Here is a 19,771-nt window from a genome sequence, read left to right as displayed (position 1 = left end):
ATCAATTTTGATGAGTGCAAAATTTAAATCGCTGACCCAACCTTTTTCTAACTCTATTCACATCAATGGGAAAGATTACCTGTATTTCGGAGGTACGGCTTATCTGGGGATACCCCAAAATCAAGCGTTTATCGATTTATATATTGAAGGCATTAAAAAATTCGGTCTAAATAATGGCACAAGCAGAAATAATAACATTCAGTTAGGGATTTATAGCGAGGCTGAAAAAATCGCGGCATATAGATTTAAAGCAGAGGATGCGCTTGTTACCTCAAGTGGATATTTAGCGGCTCAGTTAACAGTTAAAGAATTGTCTTCATTCGGAAATATGCTTTATGCTCCAGGTTCACATCCTGCACTTTGGTTAGAAACCCAGATGGATGCTTTGATGTCGTTTAAGGAATGGGCTGTAAAAACTGTCGAAACCATAAATTCATCACCCGATAAAAATTGGGTTTTGATAAGCAATTCGATGAATAACCTTATTCCTGAAATTTATGATTTTGATTTTTTAAAATCAGTTGATAAGGATAAAAAAATAATTCTTATTGTTGATGATTCGCATGGAATTGGCGTAAATAATAATGGATTAGGTGCTTTTAGCAATCTTCCAGAGCTGGAAAATATCGAAAACGTTGTTGTAGCTTCTATGGCGAAAGCCTTGGGTGTAGATGCTGGTCTGGTTTTAGCATCGAGCAAAATTATTAGTCAACTTAAAAATACAAGTACTTTTATTGGGGCTTCGCCGCCTTCAGCTGCTGGACTTTACGCATTTATACTCGGAGAAAAAATATATCAGAAGGCATTAAAGGAATTGAAGGACAACATTCTGTCGTTTCAAACTGCAGCCAATTTAGCATGGAAATTTGAATTAGATTTTCCGGTTTTTTTACTTGGCGATGCTGATTTAGCCGAAAAACTTTTGCAAAAGCAAATTCTAATCTCTTCTTTTCCTTATCCAACCCCAAGTGATAAGCTTTTAAATCGAATTGTGCTATCTAGTTGGCACACAGAATCTAATATTGCCACATTGATTTCGGCTTTGTTATGAGCTTTTAAAGGTGTTAATGCTTTGCAGCAAATGGGAAATACATAGCTTAAACAATAAAACAGGAGACAATTCTATATTTTTAAGACGGTCTCTTTTGTTTTAATGAACTTCAATTTCCCGAAGTGGATATTTTTTTGAATATTTATAACTCAAACAAAAATTAATGAAAAAGCTGCTGTTACTTTTATCTGTAATCTTTTTATTTTATCAATCGGTAAATGCGCAAACCACAGAAATTTGGGTTGTTCGCCATGCAGAAAAAGATAAATCAAATCCACAGGAAAAGAATCCCGATTTATCACAAGAAGGCAGAACAAGGGCAGGAGATTTAGCGACTTATTTAAAAAAAGAAAAATTCGATGTTGCTTTCAGCACACCATACAAGCGAACAAACCAAACCTTAGATTCGCTGGTTATTCCAAAGGTTATTAAATACAACGATATTAAATCTTTAGTGGATAGCGTTAAGACTAATTATGTTGGTAAAAAAATCGTTATTGCTGGTCACTCAAATACCGTGTTAGAAATTATTGAAGCTTTTGGAGGAAAACGTCCCAGAGAAGAATTAACAGATGATGATTATGATTTTATTTTTCGTTTAACGGTTAAAGGAGATAAAGCGAAGGTTAAAATGAGTCAATACGGTGTTCCGCATCATTTGTAGTTTCACTAAAATCATCTCAACTAATTAGCCAATTAACCTGAACTCTTTTACAGTTTTTCAAAGGGAATATCCATCAGAGCATAATTTTGCCAGCCCTGGAAATCATAATGCCACCATTCGTTTTCAAGCACATTTAACTTTTGCTTTTTCATTATAGCGATAAGAAAATCTCTATTCTTTTTTACTTCGGCAGATACGCCAGGATAATTTGCTGCGGCTGCGGCCGAAAAGCTATCATATGGTGTTGGCATCAGAATTTCCTTGCCTGTTTTTAAATTGATTATGGTTAAATCTACTGCGCAACCTCTATTGTGTTTAGAGCCTTTTGCAGGGTTTGCAACAAAATTTTTATCACTCGCTTTTTTGTAAAAGGCTACGGTAATGGTGTATGGGCGATAACCATCGAAAATCTTTAAACCTAAGCCCTTTTTATTTAATTCGGCCTGTACTTTTTTTAGCGATTCTACAACTGGTTTACGGGCAAAAGCTCTTGCCTGATTATACATTACCTGTTGCATAAAATTGTTTTTGGTTGCGTATCGAATATCCAGTTTAATGTTGGGAATGAGCTTTTTTATTTCGACAAGCTGGTTGTTTGGATTGCTTTTTACTGATGCTAAATATTGATTGTAAGAATCTATTACCATCAGTTTTTTTGGAGCAACAGGTTGTATTTGGGCATTTGCAGCAAAAGAAATAAACAAGAAAAACATTAGAAAAGTAATTTTCATACAGAGTTTTATTACGCGACCAATGAAGATATACTTCAGTTACTGATTTGAAACGACCAACAACTCCAAATCTTTAAATGGTAAATTAAACATATCGGCTAAATCTTTATTCGTTACGTTACCTTGATAAATATATAAGGCTTCGCGAATACCGGGATTGTTCCAAACCATATTCATTAAGCCTCCGTATTCACCAATATCAAGCAAAATAGGAGCGAAGATATTAGTTAGCGCATAAGATGCCGTTCTTGGTACTCTTGATGCAATATTTGGAACACAGTAATGAATTACATCGTGTTTTCTAAAAACCGGGTTAGTATGATTGGTTACTTCAGAAGTTTCAAAACAACCGCCCTGGTCAATACTCACATCAATTACAACCGAATGCGGTTTCATTTTAGCAACTGTTTCTTCCATTACAATACAAGGACTACGACCATGACTTGCACGTATAGCGCCAATAACAACATCACAAGTTACAATAGCTTTATTTAAAACAATTGGTTGCATTACCGAAGTAAATACACGGCTATTACCTAAGTTATTTTGAAGACGACGTAAACGATAAATAGAACTATCAAAAACTTTTACTTCAGCGCCCAGGGCTAAAGCTGTTCTCGCTGCATATTCGCCAACGGTTCCTGCGCCTAAAATTACAATTTCAGTTGGCGGAACCCCGGTAAATCCTCCTAGCATTAGGCCTTTTCCGCCAGTAACATTACTTAAGTATTCTGCGGCGATAAGTATAGATGTAGAACCAACAATTTCACTCATTGCTCTTACAACGCTTAAAACATTTCCTTCATCCCGAAGATTTTCAAAACACAAAGCATTAATCTTTTTCTGCATTAATGCTTTAAGGTATTCTTGCTTTAGCGTTCCGGTTTGTAATGATGATATTAAGGTTTGGCCTTTGTGCATCATGGCAATTTCTTCGAGCATTGGAGGCGCTATTTTCACCAGAATATCGCAATCGAAAACTTCTTTCTTATTATAGGCAATTTTAGCACCCTGTTCGGCATACTCTGTATCAGAAAAATTAGCAGCTATTCCTGCTCCGCTTTCTAAAATTACTCTATGTCCATTATTAACTAAAAGTGCCACAGATAATGGCGTTAAAGCGATTCTATTTTCCTGAAAAGAGATTTCTTTTGGGATACCAATATTTAGACTATTCTTTCTGTTTCTGGTTTCCAGCGTCGCTTCTTGTGTTTGTAATAAACCTTGACGAGCTATATCGGCCATTCCTTCTCGTAATCCTGTAGCCATGATCTGTTATAAAAATGTTTTGAGTTTAAGGTTGATGAAGGTACGGAAAATCTCTTAAAATCCTGATAACTAAATGTAAGCCGAAGAAGTTTTGTTGTCATATTGAAGTGAACTCGAAGATTCTTGCACTATCATCCACAATGGATATTTCTACTTTTATATAATGTTCTGGCAATAATTCTTCAACTTTCTCTGGCCACTCAATCAGGCAAATTCCTCCTCCATAAAAGTATTCTTCATAACCTAAATCGTAAGCTTCCTGAATGTTTTTTATTCGATAAAAATCGAAATGATAAACAGATTCGTTTTCAGCTTTATATTCGTTCACAATTGAATATGTTGGGCTTGATACAGTGTCATCGATGCCTAAAACTTTACAAAATGTTTTAATAAAAGTTGTTTTACCAGCACCCATTTCGCCATCGAAAATAAATATTTTCTGGTTGCCTGCAAAAGCCAAAAGCTTATCGGCAACTCCAGGCAAATCATCTAAATTGTTTACTTGTATTTTCATTGCTTAGAAATAATAAAAGCAAAAGTAATACATAAATGCATCGCTTTTGCTTTTGAATTCAAGCGTATAACTAAGGCGTCAATTCGACCACTACACTGCGCTAGGCTCGAAATGAAGTTTGCAATTAACTATCTTGGTGAATAAGTTATCACAGGGATAATCATTTCTTCCAAAGAAATCCCACCATGCTGGAACGTCTCATTGTAATAATTAACAAACTGATTATAGTTATTCGGGTAAACAAAATAACTGTCTTCTCTAGCAAAAATGTAACTGCTGCTGATGTTAATTTTCGGCAACAATGCATCGTGTGGATTTTTAATTGCAAAAACTTCTTTTGCGTTAAAATTTAAGTTTCTGCCCTGTTTGTAGCGCAAATTTGTATTCGTACTTCTATCACCAATAACTTTAACTGGTTTTTTAACGCGAATAGTTCCGTGGTCGGTTGTAATAACTACTTTAACTTGTTTCTGCGAAATCTTTTTTAATAAATCCCAAAGTGGCGAGTGTTCAAACCAAGATAAGGTTAACGAACGATAGGCCGCATCATCATTAGCTAGCTCACGAATCATTTGCATATCTGTTCTTGCGTGGCTCAACATGTCAACAAAGTTGAAAACAATTGCATTGAAATCATTTTTAAGCAGGTTATTAGTTTGTTCAACCAAATCTTTTCCTTGCTCAAAAGTTAGAATTTTATTGTAACTAAACTTGCAATCTTTACGTAAACTGCGTTTAATGTTATCTGCCAAAAAAGCTTCTTCGTGCATGTTTTTTCCACCCTCGTCATCATCATTCTGCCATAAGCTCGGAAAACGTTTTTCCATTTCTAGAGGCATTAAGCCAGAAAATATAGCATTACGTGCATACTGAGTTGCGGTTGGTAAAATACTGGTGTACATATCTTCCTCATCAATTCTAAAATATTCAGAAATTAACGGATTGATAATTTTCCATTGGTCGTAACGCAGGTTATCAATTAAAATGAAAAACACCGGCGTTGTATCATTTATATGTGGGAAAGCTTTCTTCTTTAGTAATTCATTAGAAAGTAAAGGTGCTTTATCTTTATTTTTAATCCAATCCAAATAATGTTCTTCTATAAATTTAGAGAACTGTGTATTGGCTTCTTGCTTTTGCATGGTTAAAATTTCATGCATCTGTGGGTCATCTAACTTTTCTAGTTCTAGTTCCCAAAAAACGATTTTTTTGTAAACATCTACCCATTCTTCATAGTTAAGTCTGTCGCCGAGCGTCATACCTAATCTGCGAAAATCTTGCTGATAAGCCATTGATGTTTTTTCGCTTACCAAAAGCTTTTTATCAATCAGTTTTTTAATGGTTAATAAAACCTGCTTTGGGTTTACGGGTTTTATTAAATAGTCATCGATTTTACTACCGATAGCATCTTCCATTAAATTTTCCTCTTCGCTTTTTGTTATCAGCACAACCGGAACATCAGGATTTAGATTTTTTATAGCCGAAAGTGTTTCAATTCCACTCATTCCAGGCATATTCTCATCTAAGAAAACCAAATCGAAATGACTTTTGCCGAAAGCTTCAAGCGCATCGTTTCCGTTGGTGAAAGTGGTTACGTTATAACCTTTATCGTTAAGTAATAATATATGAGGTTTAAGCAAGTCGATTTCGTCATCGGCCCACAATATTTTAGTTTCTTGCATGTTTTTGTAAAAAAAGGATAAGTACTGCGTTAATATTTTGGCAGTTAATCAAACTATAAATAAAAATAGCAATTTTTGTACCGTATCTATCTATTTAACTATTTTTAACGATTGAATAAGAAGAAAATAATAAATGATCCGGTTTACGGGTTTATCAGTATTCCCACAGAATTAGTTTACGATGTAATTTCTCATCCGTATTTTCAGCGTTTGCGATACATTAAGCAACTCGGGATGACGCATTTGGTTTATCCTGGCGCTTTACATACTCGCTTTCACCATGCTTTGGGCGCCATGCATTTAATGAGTTTGGCTATTAGCTTGCTTAAAAGTAAAGGCCATGTAATTACTGATGGCGAAGAAGAATCGGCCATATTGGCTATTTTACTACACGATATTGGTCATGGGCCATTTTCTCATGCATTGGAGCATTCTTTGGTTACCGGTATTAAGCATGAGGATATCTCAGCAAAGCTGATGCGGGAATTGAATCAGCATTTCGATGGGAAACTTACCCACGCAATAGAAATTTTTAATGGTACTTATCCTAAGAGATTCCTTCATCAGTTAATTTCTGGTCAGCTGGATTTGGATAGGATGGACTATTTAAACCGCGATAGTTTTTTTACTGGGGTAAGTGAGGGTGTAATCAGTTTTGATAGGATCATTAAAATGTTTAACATTTTTGATGACGATTTAGTTATTGAAGAAAAGGGCATCTATTCTATCGAGAAATTTTTAATTGCTCGCAGGTTGATGTATTGGCAGGTTTATTTGCATAAAACCGTTATTTCGGGCGAAATGATTTTAGTTAAATTGCTCGAAAGGGCCAAGCAATTATCTGCCGCGGGCGAAAACTTATTTGCTGCGCCATCACTCAATTATTTCCTTAAAAACGATATCAATGAAGAAAATTTCTTTGAGCAGCAAGAAAATTTAGAACATTTTACCAATCTAGATGATCAGGATATTTATGCTGCGGTTAAAGTTTGGGTTAAGCATCCTGATAAAATTTTATCAACGCTTTGTAAAATGTTAACCTCACGAAATTTGTACAAAGTGGAAATGAGTAATGAAATGGCTAACGCTGATCGTATTGCGTTTTTACAAAATGCAGCGATTGATTTGCTCGAAATAAAACCCGAAGAAGCTAAATACTTCGTTTTTACTGATTCTATTAAGAATAGGGCATACAATGCCGGCGTAGGTAATATTAAGATATTAATGAAAAATAACGATATTATTGATATTGCTAAAGCATCCGATTTATCTAATTTAGAGTCGTTGCAGAAAACAGTAGAAAAATATATCCTTTGCTACCCTCGGGGGATTTAAGTTTTTTTAACAAAATATTTAAGTTCTGGTGCCGTTTTAAGTCTTATTATTGTGTAGAATATACAAGATTTAACCCTCACAGGTTTTTTTGTTCATATCAATTTAACATTTACCTTTGTACGATGCAATTTACTGCCAAGCAGATAAGCGAGTTTTTAAACGGTTCCATAGATGGTAACCCTGATGTAGCTGTAACTGAACTCTCTAAAATAGAAGATGGTAAAGAAGGTTCTTTGTCTTTTCTTTCCAATCCTAAGTACGAAAACTTTTTGTATTCAACTCGTGCATCGGTCGTTATCGTTTCTAAAGACTTTAATCCTACACAAGATTTTACAAGCACATTAATTCGTGTCGAAAACCCATATAGTTCGTTTACCGTTTTATTAGATAAATATAATGAGGCTATAAACGCTCAGGAACAACAATCTGGTATTGATAAATTAGCTTACGTAGACCCAACCGCTAAAATAGGAAAAGGCGTTTTTATTGGTGCTTTTGCTTATGTAGCAGAAAATGTCGAAATAGCTGCAGGAACTAAAGTAACTACGCAAACTTATATTGGTGCTAATTCAAAAATCGGTGAAAATTGCACTTTTTTTCCTGGCGTAAAAATATATCATAACTCCGTAATAGGCGATAGAGTAATCATTCACTCTAACACAGTTATTGGTAGCGATGGTTTCGGCTTTGCGCCGCAAAAAGATGGCACTTACAATAAAATACCACAAATAGGCAATGTTATCATAGAAAGCGATGTCGAAATTGGGGCAAATACAACTGTTGATAGAGCTACAATGGGTTCTACAATTATTAAAAAAGGTGCAAAAATCGACAATTTGATTCAGATTGCGCACAATGCAGAAATTGGCGAAAATACAGTTCTAGCTGCGCAGTCGGGCGTTTCTGGTAGTACCAAAATAGGACCAAACAGTGTCATCGGTGGACAAGTAGGTATCGCAGGCCATTTAACATTGGCAAAAGGCACACAGATAGGTGCTCAAGCTGGGATTAACTTTAATATCACCGAAGAAAATAAACAATGGCATGGCAGCCCAGCACAACCTTTGCGTAACTGGATGCGTGCCTCTGTAATTTTTAAGCATCTTCCAGATGTAGAAAAAAGGATTAACGTGCTCGAAGAAGAATTGAAAAGACTTACATCAGAACTGGAAAAGAATACAATAAACAATGAACGTTAGACAAAGAACGATTAACAAAGAAATATCAGCCTCGGGAGTGGGTTTACACACCGGTGCTAATGTTACCTTAACTTTTTGCCCTGCACCAGAAAATCATGGGTTTAAATTTCAACGTGTTGATTTGGATGGACAACCAATTATCGATGCTGATGCAGATAACGTAACCGATACTTCAAGAGGTACAACAATTACTCAAAATGGAGCAAGCGTAAGTACTGTAGAGCATGTTATGGCGTCTTTAGTGGGTATGGATTTGGATAATGTTCTAATTAAACTTGATGGTCCTGAAACACCAATTATGGATGGCAGCTCTATTCAGTTTATAGATTTATTGGAAGAGGCTGGTACAATTGAACAAAATGCCGACCGCGAATATTTTACCATTCCTCATAACATAACTTATACTGAAGCCGATAGAAAAGTAGAAATTGTAGCCATGCCATTGGATGACTATCGTTTTACTTGCATGATTGATTATAACTCACCTGTTTTGGGAAGTCAGCATGCTGGAATTAACACAATAGCTGAATTTAAAAAGGAGATAGCTTCTTGCAGAACTTTCTGTTTCTTGCACGAATTAGAATATCAGTTACAACATAACTTAATTAAAGGTGGCGATTTAAACAATGCAATTGTAATTGTAGATAAAGAAGTAACCAAAGATGAGTTAAATCATTTAGCAAAATTATTTAACCGTAAAGATATTGATGTAGCTCCTCAGGGAATCCTGAATAATATGGAACTTCGCTATCAAAACGAGCCTGCCCGTCATAAATTATTAGATATGATTGGCGATTTAGCTTTGGTTGGTATGCATTTGAAAGGTCACATCATGGCTGCCCGTCCGGGTCATGCTGCAAACGTAGCTTTTGCCAAAAAAATCAAGGCTGCGATTAAAAAGGAGAAAAATAAAAAAATTCAAAAGGTGTACGATCCAAGCGCAAAGCCATTATATGATATTGTTCAAATTATGGACATATTGCCACATCGCCAGCCTTTTCTATTTGTTGATAAGATATTAGAACTTTCGAAAAATCACGTTGTGGGCGTTAAAAACGTAACTATGAACGAGGAGTTTTTTAAAGGACATTTTCCTGGTGCGCCAGTTTTTCCTGGTGTAATTCAGATTGAGGCAATGGCGCAAGTTGGCGGTATTTTGGTATTAAGTACCGTTCCTGATCCAAGGAATTATTTAACTTATTTTTTAAAAATTGATAATGTACGTTTCAGAGCACAAGTGCTTCCTGGCGATACAATTGTTTTTCGTTGCGACTTACTGGAGCCAATCAGAAGAGGCATTGCCCAAATGAAAGGTGTTGGTATGGTCGGCGAAAAAATCGTGGTTGAGGCTGAAATGATGGCTCAAATATCTAAAATTAAACAAATAGAACCAGCTCAATAATGATACAGCCTTTAGCATACATACACCCACAAGCAAAAATTGCCGAAAACGTAGTTATTGAGCCATTTGTAGTTATACATAAAGATGTTGTAATTGGAGAAGGCACATGGATTGGTTCGAACGTAACCATTATGGATGGCGCACGTATCGGTAAAAACTGTCGTATTTTTCCAGGCGCAGTTATTTCTGGTGAACCCCAGGATTTAAAATTTGCCGGCGAGGTTACAACCGCAGAAATTGGTGATAATACAACAATCCGAGAATGCGTTACCATTAATCGTGGTACTAAGGATAAATGGAAAACAACAATTGGTAGCAATTGCTTAATCCAGGCTTATTCGCATATTGCTCACGATTGTGAGGTTGGGAATAATTGTATTTTCTCTAACAGCACAACTTTAGCCGGTCATATTACCATTGGAAATAACGTAGTTTTAGCAGGATTGGTTGCAATACATCAGTTTGTTAAAGTTGGTTCTTATGCTTTCGTAACTGGTGGTTCATTAGTTCGTAAAGATGTTCCGCCTTATGTTAAAGCCGCTCGAGAGCCACTTTCATATGCTGGTATTAACTCCGTTGGCTTACGTAGGAGAGGCTTTACAAATGAGCAAATTGATGAGATTCAGGAAATTTATCGGGTACTTTTCGTAAAGCACAATAATGTAACTAAAGCCTTAGATATGATTGAGGCAGAATTTAAACCTACCGAAATTCGCGATGAGATTGTAGATTTTATCCGCAATTCTAACAGAGGTGTGATGAAGGGCTTCGGGATGGGAAGCTAGTAAAGTGAAAGGTATTAAGGTAAAACCAATAACCTTAAAACAAAATCTAAATATTCATGATTAATTTAACGCTAATTCGAAGCAATTCAGATAATACTGATTTTAAACAATTGGTCGTTTTATTGGATGAAGATTTAGCCGTAATAGATGGTAATGGACATGCTTTTTATGCTCAATTTAATAAGATTGATACAATTAAAGAAGTTATTGTTGCTTACCAAAATAATGTGCCTGTAGCTTGCGGTGCAATTAAGCCATTCTCTAAAAATGCCGTTGAAGTAAAAAGGATGTTTGTTCATCCTAATTACAGAAAACAAGGTATTGCCGCCGAAATTCTAAATGAATTAGAAACTTGGGCTAAAGCATTAGGCTTTTCTGAATGCGTTTTAGAAACAGGTAAAAGCAACCAGAAGCCATAGCGCTCTATCAAAAGGTTGGTTATCAAATCACAGAAAATTATGGTCAGTATATTGGTGTAGAGAATAGCGTTTGTATGAAAAAACCTTTAAGTGTCTGAAAGGAACTTTGATACGTGATACTTAAATAATGAAGATAAAATTAGATAATGTTGGTCGCCGTTTTAATAAAGAATGGATTTTTAGAGGGCTTAATAAAGAATTTGTATTAGGTAATAGTTACGCTATACTTGGACCAAATGGCTCTGGTAAATCAACTTTATTAAGTGTTTTGATGGGTAGCTTAATTCCTTCTGAAGGCGAAATATCATTTTCGGATACCAAAGACATTCCGGTTGAAGATATTTATAAGCATATTAGTTTAGCCGCTCCGTATTTAGAATTGGTTGAAACCTTTACACTTAAGGAAATCATTGATTTCCATTTCAAATTTAAAAAAATAGCCGAAGATTTAGATTCAAAGAGGCTGATTTCACTGTTAGGTTTAGAAAAATCTGCAAACAAAGAAATTAAGTATTTTTCGTCGGGAATGAAGCAAAGAACCAAACTAGCTTTGGCTTGTTGCGCAGATACACCAATATTGTTTTTAGACGAACCTACCAGCAATTTAGACGTTCAGGGTATTAATTGGTATCGAGAATTGATGAAAAACTTTGCTAAAGACAGGTTAACAATAATTGGTTCTAACCAAATTCAGGAATATGATTTCTGTACGGATTATATTCAAATCTCTGATTATAAGTAGTTTAATTTGAATATTTTTACTGTATAAAACACGCTAATTGTCACGGATTTGTATTAAATAATTATTTTTAAATAAATATTTTGTAATTGAAAAATTGTTGTTACCTTTGCACCACCAAAAAGAGAAAGAAATTATTTATTTTATCTCCTAAAGGAAATGATAATATTTCTGCAAGCGCAGAGTTGATAATATAGCCTGAAAAGGCAAAGAGTTTTCATAGTTTAGTTTGAGGTTTAGGTTGATTATGCCTTTGGAGTGGTTCCCAAAGGCATTTCTTTTATACGGTGTTTTTTAGGTTGAATAAGCTTTGATTTTATATGTGCAGAAAGAAAAGCCGAATGGCAGCAATCATAAAATGATAAATCATTTCCAAAAAAAAATCTCAACCATTTCTGATTGAGATTCTAATATTCTTTAAGCTTTATATTATCTTCCGAATGGCATTTTCGGCATACCTTTCATCATTGCTGCTGCTGCGGCAGGATTAGAAAACTGCTTCATCATTTTGCGCATATCTTCAAATTGCTTTATTAGTTTGGTAACCTCTTCGATTTTGCGGCCAGAGCCTTTTGCAATACGTAAACGACGGCTTTGCTGTATGCTATCTGGGTTTTCCTTTTCGAAAGGTGTCATCGATTGGATTATAGCTTCGATTGATTTAAATGCATCATCTTCGATATCAACATTTTTCATCATTTTGCCAACCCCAGGAATCATTCCCATCAAGTCTTTCATATTACCCATCTTCTTAATTTGCTGAATCTGGTTGTAGAAATCATTGAAATCGAATTTATTTTTACGGATTTTCTTCTGTAGCTCTGCAGCTTCTTTCTCGTCGAATTGCATTTGAGCACGTTCAACAAGCGAAACCACATCACCCATACCTAAAATACGCGATGCCATACGGTCTGGATAAAACACATCAAGTGCTTCCATTTTCTCGCCAGTACCAATAAATTTAATCGGCTTGTTAACTACCGATTTAATTGAAAGCGCAGCACCACCACGTGTATCGCCATCTAATTTGGTTAAAACAACACCTGTAAAGTCCAATCTATCGTTAAATACTTTTGCGGTATTTACGGCATCTTGACCAGTCATCGAATCCACTACGAATAAAATTTCGTGTGGCTGGGTTTTAGCTTTAACTTCAGAAATTTCGTTCATCAAAGATTCGTCAATCGCCAAACGACCAGCTGTATCGATGATAATTACGTTATTTCCATTTTGTTTACCGTGAGCAATACCTTCTAAAGCAATAGCAACCGGGTCTTTCGAATCGCGGTTGGCGTAAACTGAAACACCAACTGAAGTTCCTAAAACCTCTAACTGATCTACAGCAGCCGGGCGATACATATCGCCAGCAACTAATAAAGGTTTTTTGCCTTTACCTTTTAAGTGTAATGCTAATTTACCTGCAAATGTGGTTTTACCCGCACCGTTTAAACCTGCAATTAAAATAATTGTTGGGTTTGCTTTTGTTTCTAACTCTGCAACTTCGCCACCCATTAAAGCAGCAAGTTCGTCGTTCATTATTTTGGTAAGCAACTGACCAGGAGAAACGGCTGTTAGCACGTTTTGCCCTAACGCCTTTTGCCTTACATCATCGGTAAATGCTTTGGCTGTTTTATAGTTAACATCGGCATCTAATAATGCTTTACGAATCTCTTTCATGGTTTCTGCCACGTTGATTTCCGTAATGCTGCCCTGTCCTTTTAATACTTTAAATGCTCTGTCTAGCTTGTCCTGTAAATTATCAAACATCTTTTTATAAGCTAAAAGCTTGTTGCCCTGAAGCAAAAGCTAATGATTTTAATGAAACGCAAATGTATCAAATTTTGATGGTAAATCGCTGCAACATAGTATCAAAAATGTTTTTTTGATGAAACAGTTTTACAGGGTTTTTGAAAATGAACGGTCTATAGCATTCGGAAACTTCAGCCCCGCCATTCGCTGTAGCCCTCGTTAAATACTCGGGGCTGCCCCGCTTCTGTCGTTAGGGACAGTGGCTTGTTGAAGAACGTTAAAATAGCCTCTATTTTGCCTTTTTAGCCTTGGGTGCAGCGCTATAGCCTGAAGCAAGGAGGCATGACACCGCGAAACACGGGAAGCAAGAAATTGAAAGGCAGAACTTTTGCGCTTCAAAAAAATCTAAATTACCTGGGTTATTTTTTTCTTTTGGTGCAACATTTTCGCAAAGCATTAGTCTTATGATGACTAAACCATCCAAATGAAATTCCTATTGCTTCTATTGAGCATATTTTTTTATACCTGTACTCAGGCTCAGGATTCTGCAAAGCAAAAGCAATTACCTGCTGTCAGAACAGTAGATATACCCAAAATTGATGGTGTTTTAGACGATGGCTGTTGGATAAATGTACCAATTGCAACCGATTTTTTTGAGATTAGACCTGTACCCGGAAGAGTTGAAGCAAAGGATAGGCGCACAGAAATGAAAGTAATTTACGATGATGTTGCAGTGTACGTTTGTGCTAGAATGTACGATAATAAGGATAGTGTTTCGCACGAGCTGGTATCTCGTGATAATATTGGTAATGCAGATTTTATATCCATTATTTTGGATCCGTTTTACGATAAAATGAATGGAAATGGTTTTTTTGTTACCGCTGCAGGTGTTCAGTTCGATGCTAAATATTCGCAGGTTGGTGATGAAGACCCAAACTGGAACGCTGTTTGGGAAAGTGCCGTTAAAATAGATGACTTAGGATGGACTTGCGAAATGAAAATCCCCTATTCGGCTTTGCGTTTTTCAGGTAAAGATATTCAAAACTGGGGCTTAAATTTTAGCAGAAGAATTCAGCGATCAAATACCCAAACCTTTTGGAATTTTGTAAGCCCAACCGTTAATGGCTTTATTAATCAGGAAGGGCTTTGGACTGGAATAAAGGATATTAAACCACCGCTTCGTTTATCATTTTCCCCTTATATTTCAGCGTATGCAAATCACTATCCAGCAAATATTCCTGGGGTAAAAAATATGACTTCAAGGTTTAATGGCGGTATGGATGTGAAATATGGCATTAATAATAGTTTTACTTTAGATATGACTCTGGTACCCGATTTTGGTCAGGTCCAATCTGATAATAGAATTCTAAATCTTACACCTTTCGAAGTTAAGTTTAATGAAAACCGACAGTTTTTTACCGAAGGAACAGAGCTTTTTAACAAAGGCGATTTGTTTTATTCGAAACGAATTGGCTCTATTCCTGCATATTCCAATTACAGCGAAATAAAAGGCGATGATAAAATTATCAAAGACCAAACCGAAGCTAAAGTTTTAAATGCTACTAAAATTTCAGGTCGTACGGCAAAAGGTTTAGGTATTGGTATTTTTAACGCGATAACCAATAGTATGCAAACTGAAGTAGAAGATGCAAATGGGAACCTTCGTGAGGTTGAAACACAGCCTTTAACCAATTACAATATTTTAGTTTTCGATCAATCATTAAAAAACAATAGCTCAGCAACGTTTATTAATACAAATGTTTTAAGACAAGGCAGCGCTTATGATGCCAATGTGAGTGCGCTACTTTTTAATTTAAATAACAAAGGCAATAAATATTTTGTTAATGGCGGTGGTAAAATGAGTTACTTACGCGGCGAGGAAACTAGTACTGGCTATAGTTATACCTTACGTTTTGGTAAACAGAGCGGCAATTTTACCTGGAGCTACAACCAGGTTTATGCAGATGATAAATTCGATCCGTCGGATATGGGTTTTTTCACCAATAATAACTTTTTAGATCAGCGTATAGGTTTCGGATATAATATTTTTAAGCCTAGTAAATGGTATAACGAGTGGCAAAACTGGTTTAATACATCATATTCGCGAAGGGCAACTCCAGGCGATTATCAAAGTTTCGGAATTGAGGCAGGTTCTTATGTTCGATTTAAAAATTTGTGGTCAGCGGAATTAGATGTTAACTATGATGCGAAAGCTAACGACTTTTACGAAGCCAGAAACGGGCAGGTATATAAAGCGCCAGAAAACTTCACAATTGGTCTGTACATTAATCCAAACAGAGCAAAGGCTTATAATTTTGGCGGTAATATTCGTTATCGCGAGCAGGAGTTGTTTAAAGGGAAATCATACAATTTCTATTTCTTCCAAAATTTAAGGTTAAATGATAAAATAGCCTTCGGTTTAGACTTAAATTTCAATCCGAATTACAATTATGTTAACTGGGTAACATCGCAAGGAAGCCAGGCAATATTTTCTAAATATGATAGAAGAACGGTAGAAAACTCTTTTGATGCGAAGTACACTTTTACCAATTTAATGGGTTTAACGGTGGTTTTAAGACATTATTGGAGCGATAGAAGAAATAAGGATTTCTATCTGCTTAAACCTGATGGAAACTTAACCGATTATCAAGGTCCAACCTTAACTGGAACCGATAGAAACTACAATGTGTTCAATATCGATTTTGTTTATACCTGGCAATTTGCTCCTGGTAGCACCCTCTCTTTATCTTACAAGGATGCCGCCGAAACCTATGATACATTTTACACCCAGCGTTATAATAAAAACTTGAGCGGAATTTTAGCATCGCCGCAAAATAACAGTCTTTCGGTTAAGGTGTTGTACTATGTAGATTATCTCGATTTAAAGAAAAAGCACAAGAAAATTTAATATTTGAAAGGAGTGGGCATAATTCCTGGAATTTTAAGCCCCTATATTACGGCAATCTGTTTCGTCTGATGCAGATGATTAATTGTTTAGCTTAGCCTACCTTGCCTTGCCCGGACTTACACCAAACTTCTTACAGAATGCATTGCTAAAGTGCTGAACAGAAGAATAGCCTAACTCGTCTGCAATGTTTTTAATATCCATTCCTCCATCGGCCAAAAGCTCTTTAGCTCTCATAAGCTTATAATCACTAAGGTATCCGAAAACTGTATTTTGAAAAGTTTCTTTAAAGCCCTGCTTCAGCTTAAATTCATTAATACCTACAAGTTTTGACAATTCAGTTAACGATGGAGGATTATTTGCATGTTTAAGCAAGTATTCTCTGGCGTAATGAATTCTGTCTTTATCATAGGCAGATTTTAACTTAGGTTTTTCTGTTTTTTTATCTTCTAATTCAAAAGCTTGAGCCTGTAGTGCAAGCAATTCCATGCACTTGGATTGTAAGAATAATAGCTTTAAGCCACCTGTAAAATGACAATTCATAATATCGTTAAGACAACTATGCATGGCTAAACTTATAGGTAAATCGGTTTGCGATATTTCTACAGATTTATTATTCATAATCTTATCTGCAAACCTTCTAAGCAAAACACTGCTATCTTTTGTTAAATCAATAAATCGCTTCCGATCAAAATGAACTTCAAAAAATTTTAAATTCTGATGTGTTGGAAATTCTGCGGTTCCATCAAAATCTGGCGTGTAAACAATGTTATGATGATTAGGCTTAATAGCAATACGCCTTTTAGTTAGAAAGTTTTCTACAATACCACCGCCATAAATAGAAAAATGAAGCTCAACCAATTCATTTCGTCAAAAGATTTAATACGCAGTTGATTTTCCCGCACCATTACATCACCATAAACAATAAAAATCCCCGAAAAACCAATCTGTACAAGCTCGGCATCGCCGAAAGGGAAGCTGAACTTTTCTCGGCGTTCGGTTACAAGTGGCTGGTTTATCAGAAAATTATCTAAAGTATTTCCAATAACGTACTCCCTGTTCAATTTATCGTAAACGCTTAGAGCCATAAAATCCGTTTGGTATAAATATTTATCCTTTTGGTGTAAAACACTACAAACATTGGATAATTACTTTTGGCTAAAGTTACTAAACAAATTAATAATATGCCGAAAATACCCTCTTGGTTCGCCAATACAATGGAAAAAATTATCAGCAATAAAATTTACGAGGTTGATGTAGTGGAAACAGAAATGCTTGGCAACAATTTGAAGTGCGTTACTTTTAAAGGTGATTTTCTAACAGCAGATTTTATTCCAGGAAATGAAGTGCTTATCCGAGTAAATTCTAATGAATACAGACATTATACTCTAGCCGATTTTAACATGGAAACAGAAACCTGTAAAATCATTTTCTTTTTAAATAGAAAAGGCGTAGGCAATAATTGGGCTATAAATATTCAAAAAGGGGATAGATTGAAACTAATTGCTGATAACGCTAAAATAAAGTACAATTTTAATTCAAACCAACATTTTTTCTTTGGTGATGAAACCTCCGTAGGCTTATACGAATGGTTTGGAAAAGTTGCAGTAGAATCTGAACATGAATACTTTGGTGTTTTAGAAATAAAGGCAGAAAATGATGCTGCGTTGAAGAATATTAGTTTGTTAATTGATACTGTTCAATCTGAACTAATTGCTCCTGCGGAAAACGCTATTGAATGGATGGAAAATATGCACACACAATGTTGGGAAATGTGGAAAGATGCCAGTTTTTACCTTACAGGAAGGGGTAAATCTGTTCAACGGTTTAAAAAATACCTAAAAGAAAGAGGCGTTAGCTATAAGCAAATTCAAACAACCTGTTACTGGGAAAACGGAAAAAAAGGAGGTTAGGTTTTATCGTGGAAATACAAATGCAAAGCCTAGAGCAAGAGTTTGACTGGCCTGAACTTTGTTTGTTCCTGTATCCATGTCATAAAGCAAAACACCTGTTAAGCTGGTGTTCATGTAACGATTAATTTTTGCGGTTAAGGCAACATCCAGCCTATGATCTACTCGCTTTATAGCAATGTCTTCGTATGGAATAAACATGGCGTAACGTGCTTTTAAATTCGTGTTTGTGAAAATGTCTTTATCAAATGCAGCTACTATCTGAAAGGCTAATTCATTTCTAAATTGTTTGCCAGGACTTACACCAAAGTTTTTAGCATTCGTACGATATAGCGCGGTATCTAATACAAAAGTTTGTCGTGCTGTTCCTGTACCAATTCTGGTAGAGAAATATTTATTTGGCTTGTATTCAAAACCGATAGATTCGGTTAAATAGCCAGGGCCCATAAATTTAGAAATTAAAGTAGCGGTTTCTGCACCATTAACAGTAGTATATGAGTAACCATTATCAAACTGAGATTCAAAGTTAATGGAACCGAAGAAATACCAATTTTTAGATAATTGAAACGATGCTTTGTTGTCCCAAAAAATACGGTCGTTGGTTTTCTTCTGAAGCTGATCTTTGTTTTTTATTTTTCCATACTGAAGAATAAGTTCGCTTACGTAACTGTAGTTATTTTTACTGTATTCTGCCTTCCAGTTTAGTAAACCACCAACAGCAATCGAGTTAACACCACCACCTTTCCAATTGTCGCTAAATTGTGCCTGATTAATATTTATGCCAATAGAAGTTTTCGTTTTCCAGTAATTAACCTTTGCATTAACAACAGCCGGACGAAGTTTTACTGGCTCAAAAGATAGAGGTAAGTTTCGGCTCGGCAACGGACTTCGTTTAAGCTTAATGTTCATATCTTTGGTATTGATAGGAATTGTATCAATCTCCTGTGCGTATAATTTCGCTGAACTGAGGCTTAAAATGACGATTAGGAAGGCTAAAAAATTCTTCATTGGCTACAAAGAAAAAGAAAATTACTTAGAGATAAAAAGGTTTAACGAAATGATTTTAATTTGAGTATTAGAATTTTAGGTTTTTGAACAGTCAATGAATAAAATTAAAGCATATAATTTAAAACTTTAAAACTTTGCCCTGTGGAAGTTAATTCTGTTTTTTGTCAGTTAACAGCCACCCAAACCAGTTGCCATTTTTAAGATAATTCAAGTCATTTTCATATCTATAAGCCTCCTTTTCGAAAATAATTTTTCTATAGGCTAAATCGTGTTTTTTATATCGCAGTAGATTAATTAAATAGTTAATGAGATACAAAAGATAAAAAGGGAAAACCAAAAGCTCCAACTGTTGCCTTAAATGAATTTTTTCATGATTGACAATCTGTTTATCCGATTTGTAGCTTTCCTT

Annotated in this window: 18 protein-coding genes; 10 read left to right on the top strand and 8 right to left on the bottom strand. The window is 35.5% G+C overall.

Translation table 11 applies throughout. The features are described 5' to 3' along the window. Window positions 1–10 precede the first annotated feature (10 nt). Together ACFOUY_RS14950 and ACFOUY_RS14945 are read left to right on the top strand one after the other, a co-directional pair. Window positions 11–1,051 carry an aminotransferase class I/II-fold pyridoxal phosphate-dependent enzyme gene (locus ACFOUY_RS14950; RefSeq protein WP_378961724.1) on the top strand — a complete coding sequence of 347 codons (1,041 nt, stop codon included), beginning with the start codon at window positions 11–13 and terminating at the stop codon, window positions 1,049–1,051. 163 nt (window positions 1,052–1,214) lie between these two features. Then, the gene (locus ACFOUY_RS14945) at window positions 1,215–1,715 is read left to right on the top strand and encodes a phosphoglycerate mutase family protein (RefSeq protein ID WP_378961722.1); all 501 of its coding nucleotides are present in this window, start codon (window positions 1,215–1,217) and stop codon (window positions 1,713–1,715) included. A gap of 47 nt (window positions 1,716–1,762) precedes the next feature. Here ACFOUY_RS14945 and ACFOUY_RS14940 read toward each other — a convergent pair whose 3' ends face one another. The 4 genes from ACFOUY_RS14940 to porX all read right to left on the bottom strand — a co-directional run bounded on the left by ACFOUY_RS14940 (window position 1,763) and on the right by porX (window position 5,911). Further along, a complete protein-coding gene (locus tag ACFOUY_RS14940) occupies window positions 1,763–2,446 on the bottom strand; it encodes a M15 family metallopeptidase (RefSeq protein ID WP_378961720.1) in 684 nt (227 codons plus the stop codon). 39 nt (window positions 2,447–2,485) lie between these two features. Further along, complete coding sequence (locus tag ACFOUY_RS14935; protein WP_378961718.1) at window positions 2,486–3,715, bottom strand: alanine dehydrogenase; 1,230 nt, start codon at window positions 3,713–3,715, stop codon at window positions 2,486–2,488. A gap of 97 nt (window positions 3,716–3,812) precedes the next feature. Next, the gene (tsaE, locus tag ACFOUY_RS14930; protein WP_378961716.1) at window positions 3,813–4,229 is read right to left on the bottom strand and encodes a tRNA (adenosine(37)-N6)-threonylcarbamoyltransferase complex ATPase subunit type 1 TsaE; all 417 of its coding nucleotides are present in this window, start codon (window positions 4,227–4,229) and stop codon (window positions 3,813–3,815) included. A gap of 128 nt (window positions 4,230–4,357) precedes the next feature. Next, window positions 4,358–5,911 (bottom strand): T9SS response regulator signal transducer PorX, encoded by a 1,554-nt coding sequence (porX, locus tag ACFOUY_RS14925; protein WP_378961714.1) that lies wholly within the window; start codon window positions 5,909–5,911, stop codon window positions 4,358–4,360. A 111-nt stretch (window positions 5,912–6,022) separates the two neighbouring features. Here porX and ACFOUY_RS14920 point away from each other — a divergent pair, with 111 nt between their 5' ends. The 6 genes from ACFOUY_RS14920 to ACFOUY_RS14895 all read left to right on the top strand — a co-directional run bounded on the left by ACFOUY_RS14920 (window position 6,023) and on the right by ACFOUY_RS14895 (window position 11,793). Then, complete coding sequence (locus tag ACFOUY_RS14920) at window positions 6,023–7,246, top strand: HD domain-containing protein (protein ID WP_378961712.1); 1,224 nt, start codon at window positions 6,023–6,025, stop codon at window positions 7,244–7,246. 122 nt (window positions 7,247–7,368) lie between these two features. Next, window positions 7,369–8,445 (top strand): UDP-3-O-(3-hydroxymyristoyl)glucosamine N-acyltransferase, encoded by a 1,077-nt coding sequence (lpxD, locus tag ACFOUY_RS14915; protein WP_378961710.1) that lies wholly within the window; start codon window positions 7,369–7,371, stop codon window positions 8,443–8,445. Next, window positions 8,435–9,847 (top strand): bifunctional UDP-3-O-[3-hydroxymyristoyl] N-acetylglucosamine deacetylase/3-hydroxyacyl-ACP dehydratase, encoded by a 1,413-nt coding sequence (locus ACFOUY_RS14910; protein WP_378961708.1) that lies wholly within the window; start codon window positions 8,435–8,437, stop codon window positions 9,845–9,847. The genes lpxD and ACFOUY_RS14910 overlap by 11 nt, the downstream gene beginning before the upstream one ends. Beyond that, complete coding sequence (lpxA, locus tag ACFOUY_RS14905) at window positions 9,847–10,632, top strand: acyl-ACP--UDP-N-acetylglucosamine O-acyltransferase (RefSeq protein ID WP_029274294.1); 786 nt, start codon at window positions 9,847–9,849, stop codon at window positions 10,630–10,632. Before ACFOUY_RS14910 ends, lpxA begins: the two co-directional genes overlap by 1 nt. 56 nt (window positions 10,633–10,688) lie before the next feature. After that, a complete protein-coding gene (locus ACFOUY_RS14900) occupies window positions 10,689–11,051 on the top strand; it encodes a GNAT family N-acetyltransferase (protein ID WP_378961706.1) in 363 nt (120 codons plus the stop codon). Between the two features lie 127 nt (window positions 11,052–11,178). Further along, window positions 11,179–11,793, top strand: a complete 615-nt coding sequence (locus tag ACFOUY_RS14895) for an ABC transporter ATP-binding protein (protein WP_378961704.1) — start codon at window positions 11,179–11,181, stop codon at window positions 11,791–11,793. 426 nt (window positions 11,794–12,219) lie between these two features. Here the strand turns inward: ACFOUY_RS14895 and ffh are convergent, their stop codons facing one another. Next, window positions 12,220–13,557 carry a signal recognition particle protein gene (gene ffh / locus ACFOUY_RS14890; RefSeq protein WP_378961702.1) on the bottom strand — a complete coding sequence of 446 codons (1,338 nt, stop codon included), beginning with the start codon at window positions 13,555–13,557 and terminating at the stop codon, window positions 12,220–12,222. A 466-nt stretch (window positions 13,558–14,023) separates the two neighbouring features. On the opposite strand from ffh, the gene ACFOUY_RS14885 reads away from it, so the two are divergent. Then, window positions 14,024–16,447 carry a DUF5916 domain-containing protein gene (locus ACFOUY_RS14885; RefSeq protein ID WP_378961699.1) on the top strand — a complete coding sequence of 808 codons (2,424 nt, stop codon included), beginning with the start codon at window positions 14,024–14,026 and terminating at the stop codon, window positions 16,445–16,447. Window positions 16,448–16,543: 96 nt separating this feature from the next. Here ACFOUY_RS14885 and ACFOUY_RS14880 read toward each other — a convergent pair whose 3' ends face one another. Further along, window positions 16,544–17,305, bottom strand: coding sequence for a helix-turn-helix transcriptional regulator (locus ACFOUY_RS14880; RefSeq protein ID WP_378961698.1), 762 nt, complete (start codon window positions 17,303–17,305; stop codon window positions 16,544–16,546). Further along, the gene (locus tag ACFOUY_RS14875) at window positions 17,263–17,532 is read right to left on the bottom strand and encodes a hypothetical protein (RefSeq protein ID WP_378961696.1); all 270 of its coding nucleotides are present in this window, start codon (window positions 17,530–17,532) and stop codon (window positions 17,263–17,265) included. The genes ACFOUY_RS14880 and ACFOUY_RS14875 overlap by 43 nt, the downstream gene beginning before the upstream one ends. Window positions 17,533–17,628: 96 nt before the next feature. On the opposite strand from ACFOUY_RS14875, the gene ACFOUY_RS14870 reads away from it, so the two are divergent. After that, a complete protein-coding gene (locus ACFOUY_RS14870; protein WP_378961695.1) occupies window positions 17,629–18,357 on the top strand; it encodes a siderophore-interacting protein in 729 nt (242 codons plus the stop codon). Between the two features lie 3 nt (window positions 18,358–18,360). Here the strand turns inward: ACFOUY_RS14870 and ACFOUY_RS14865 are convergent, their stop codons facing one another. Then, window positions 18,361–19,362 (bottom strand): DUF3078 domain-containing protein, encoded by a 1,002-nt coding sequence (locus tag ACFOUY_RS14865; protein WP_378961694.1) that lies wholly within the window; start codon window positions 19,360–19,362, stop codon window positions 18,361–18,363. Window positions 19,363–19,771: the final 409 nt, after the last annotated feature.

Origin of the sequence: Pedobacter jamesrossensis (genome assembly GCF_042650905.1) — a bacterium.
Classification (GTDB): domain Bacteria; phylum Bacteroidota; class Bacteroidia; order Sphingobacteriales; family Sphingobacteriaceae; genus Pedobacter; species Pedobacter jamesrossensis.
The sequence above is the reverse complement of the archived record's forward strand: the minus strand, read 5'-3'. Positions and strand labels throughout refer to the sequence as shown.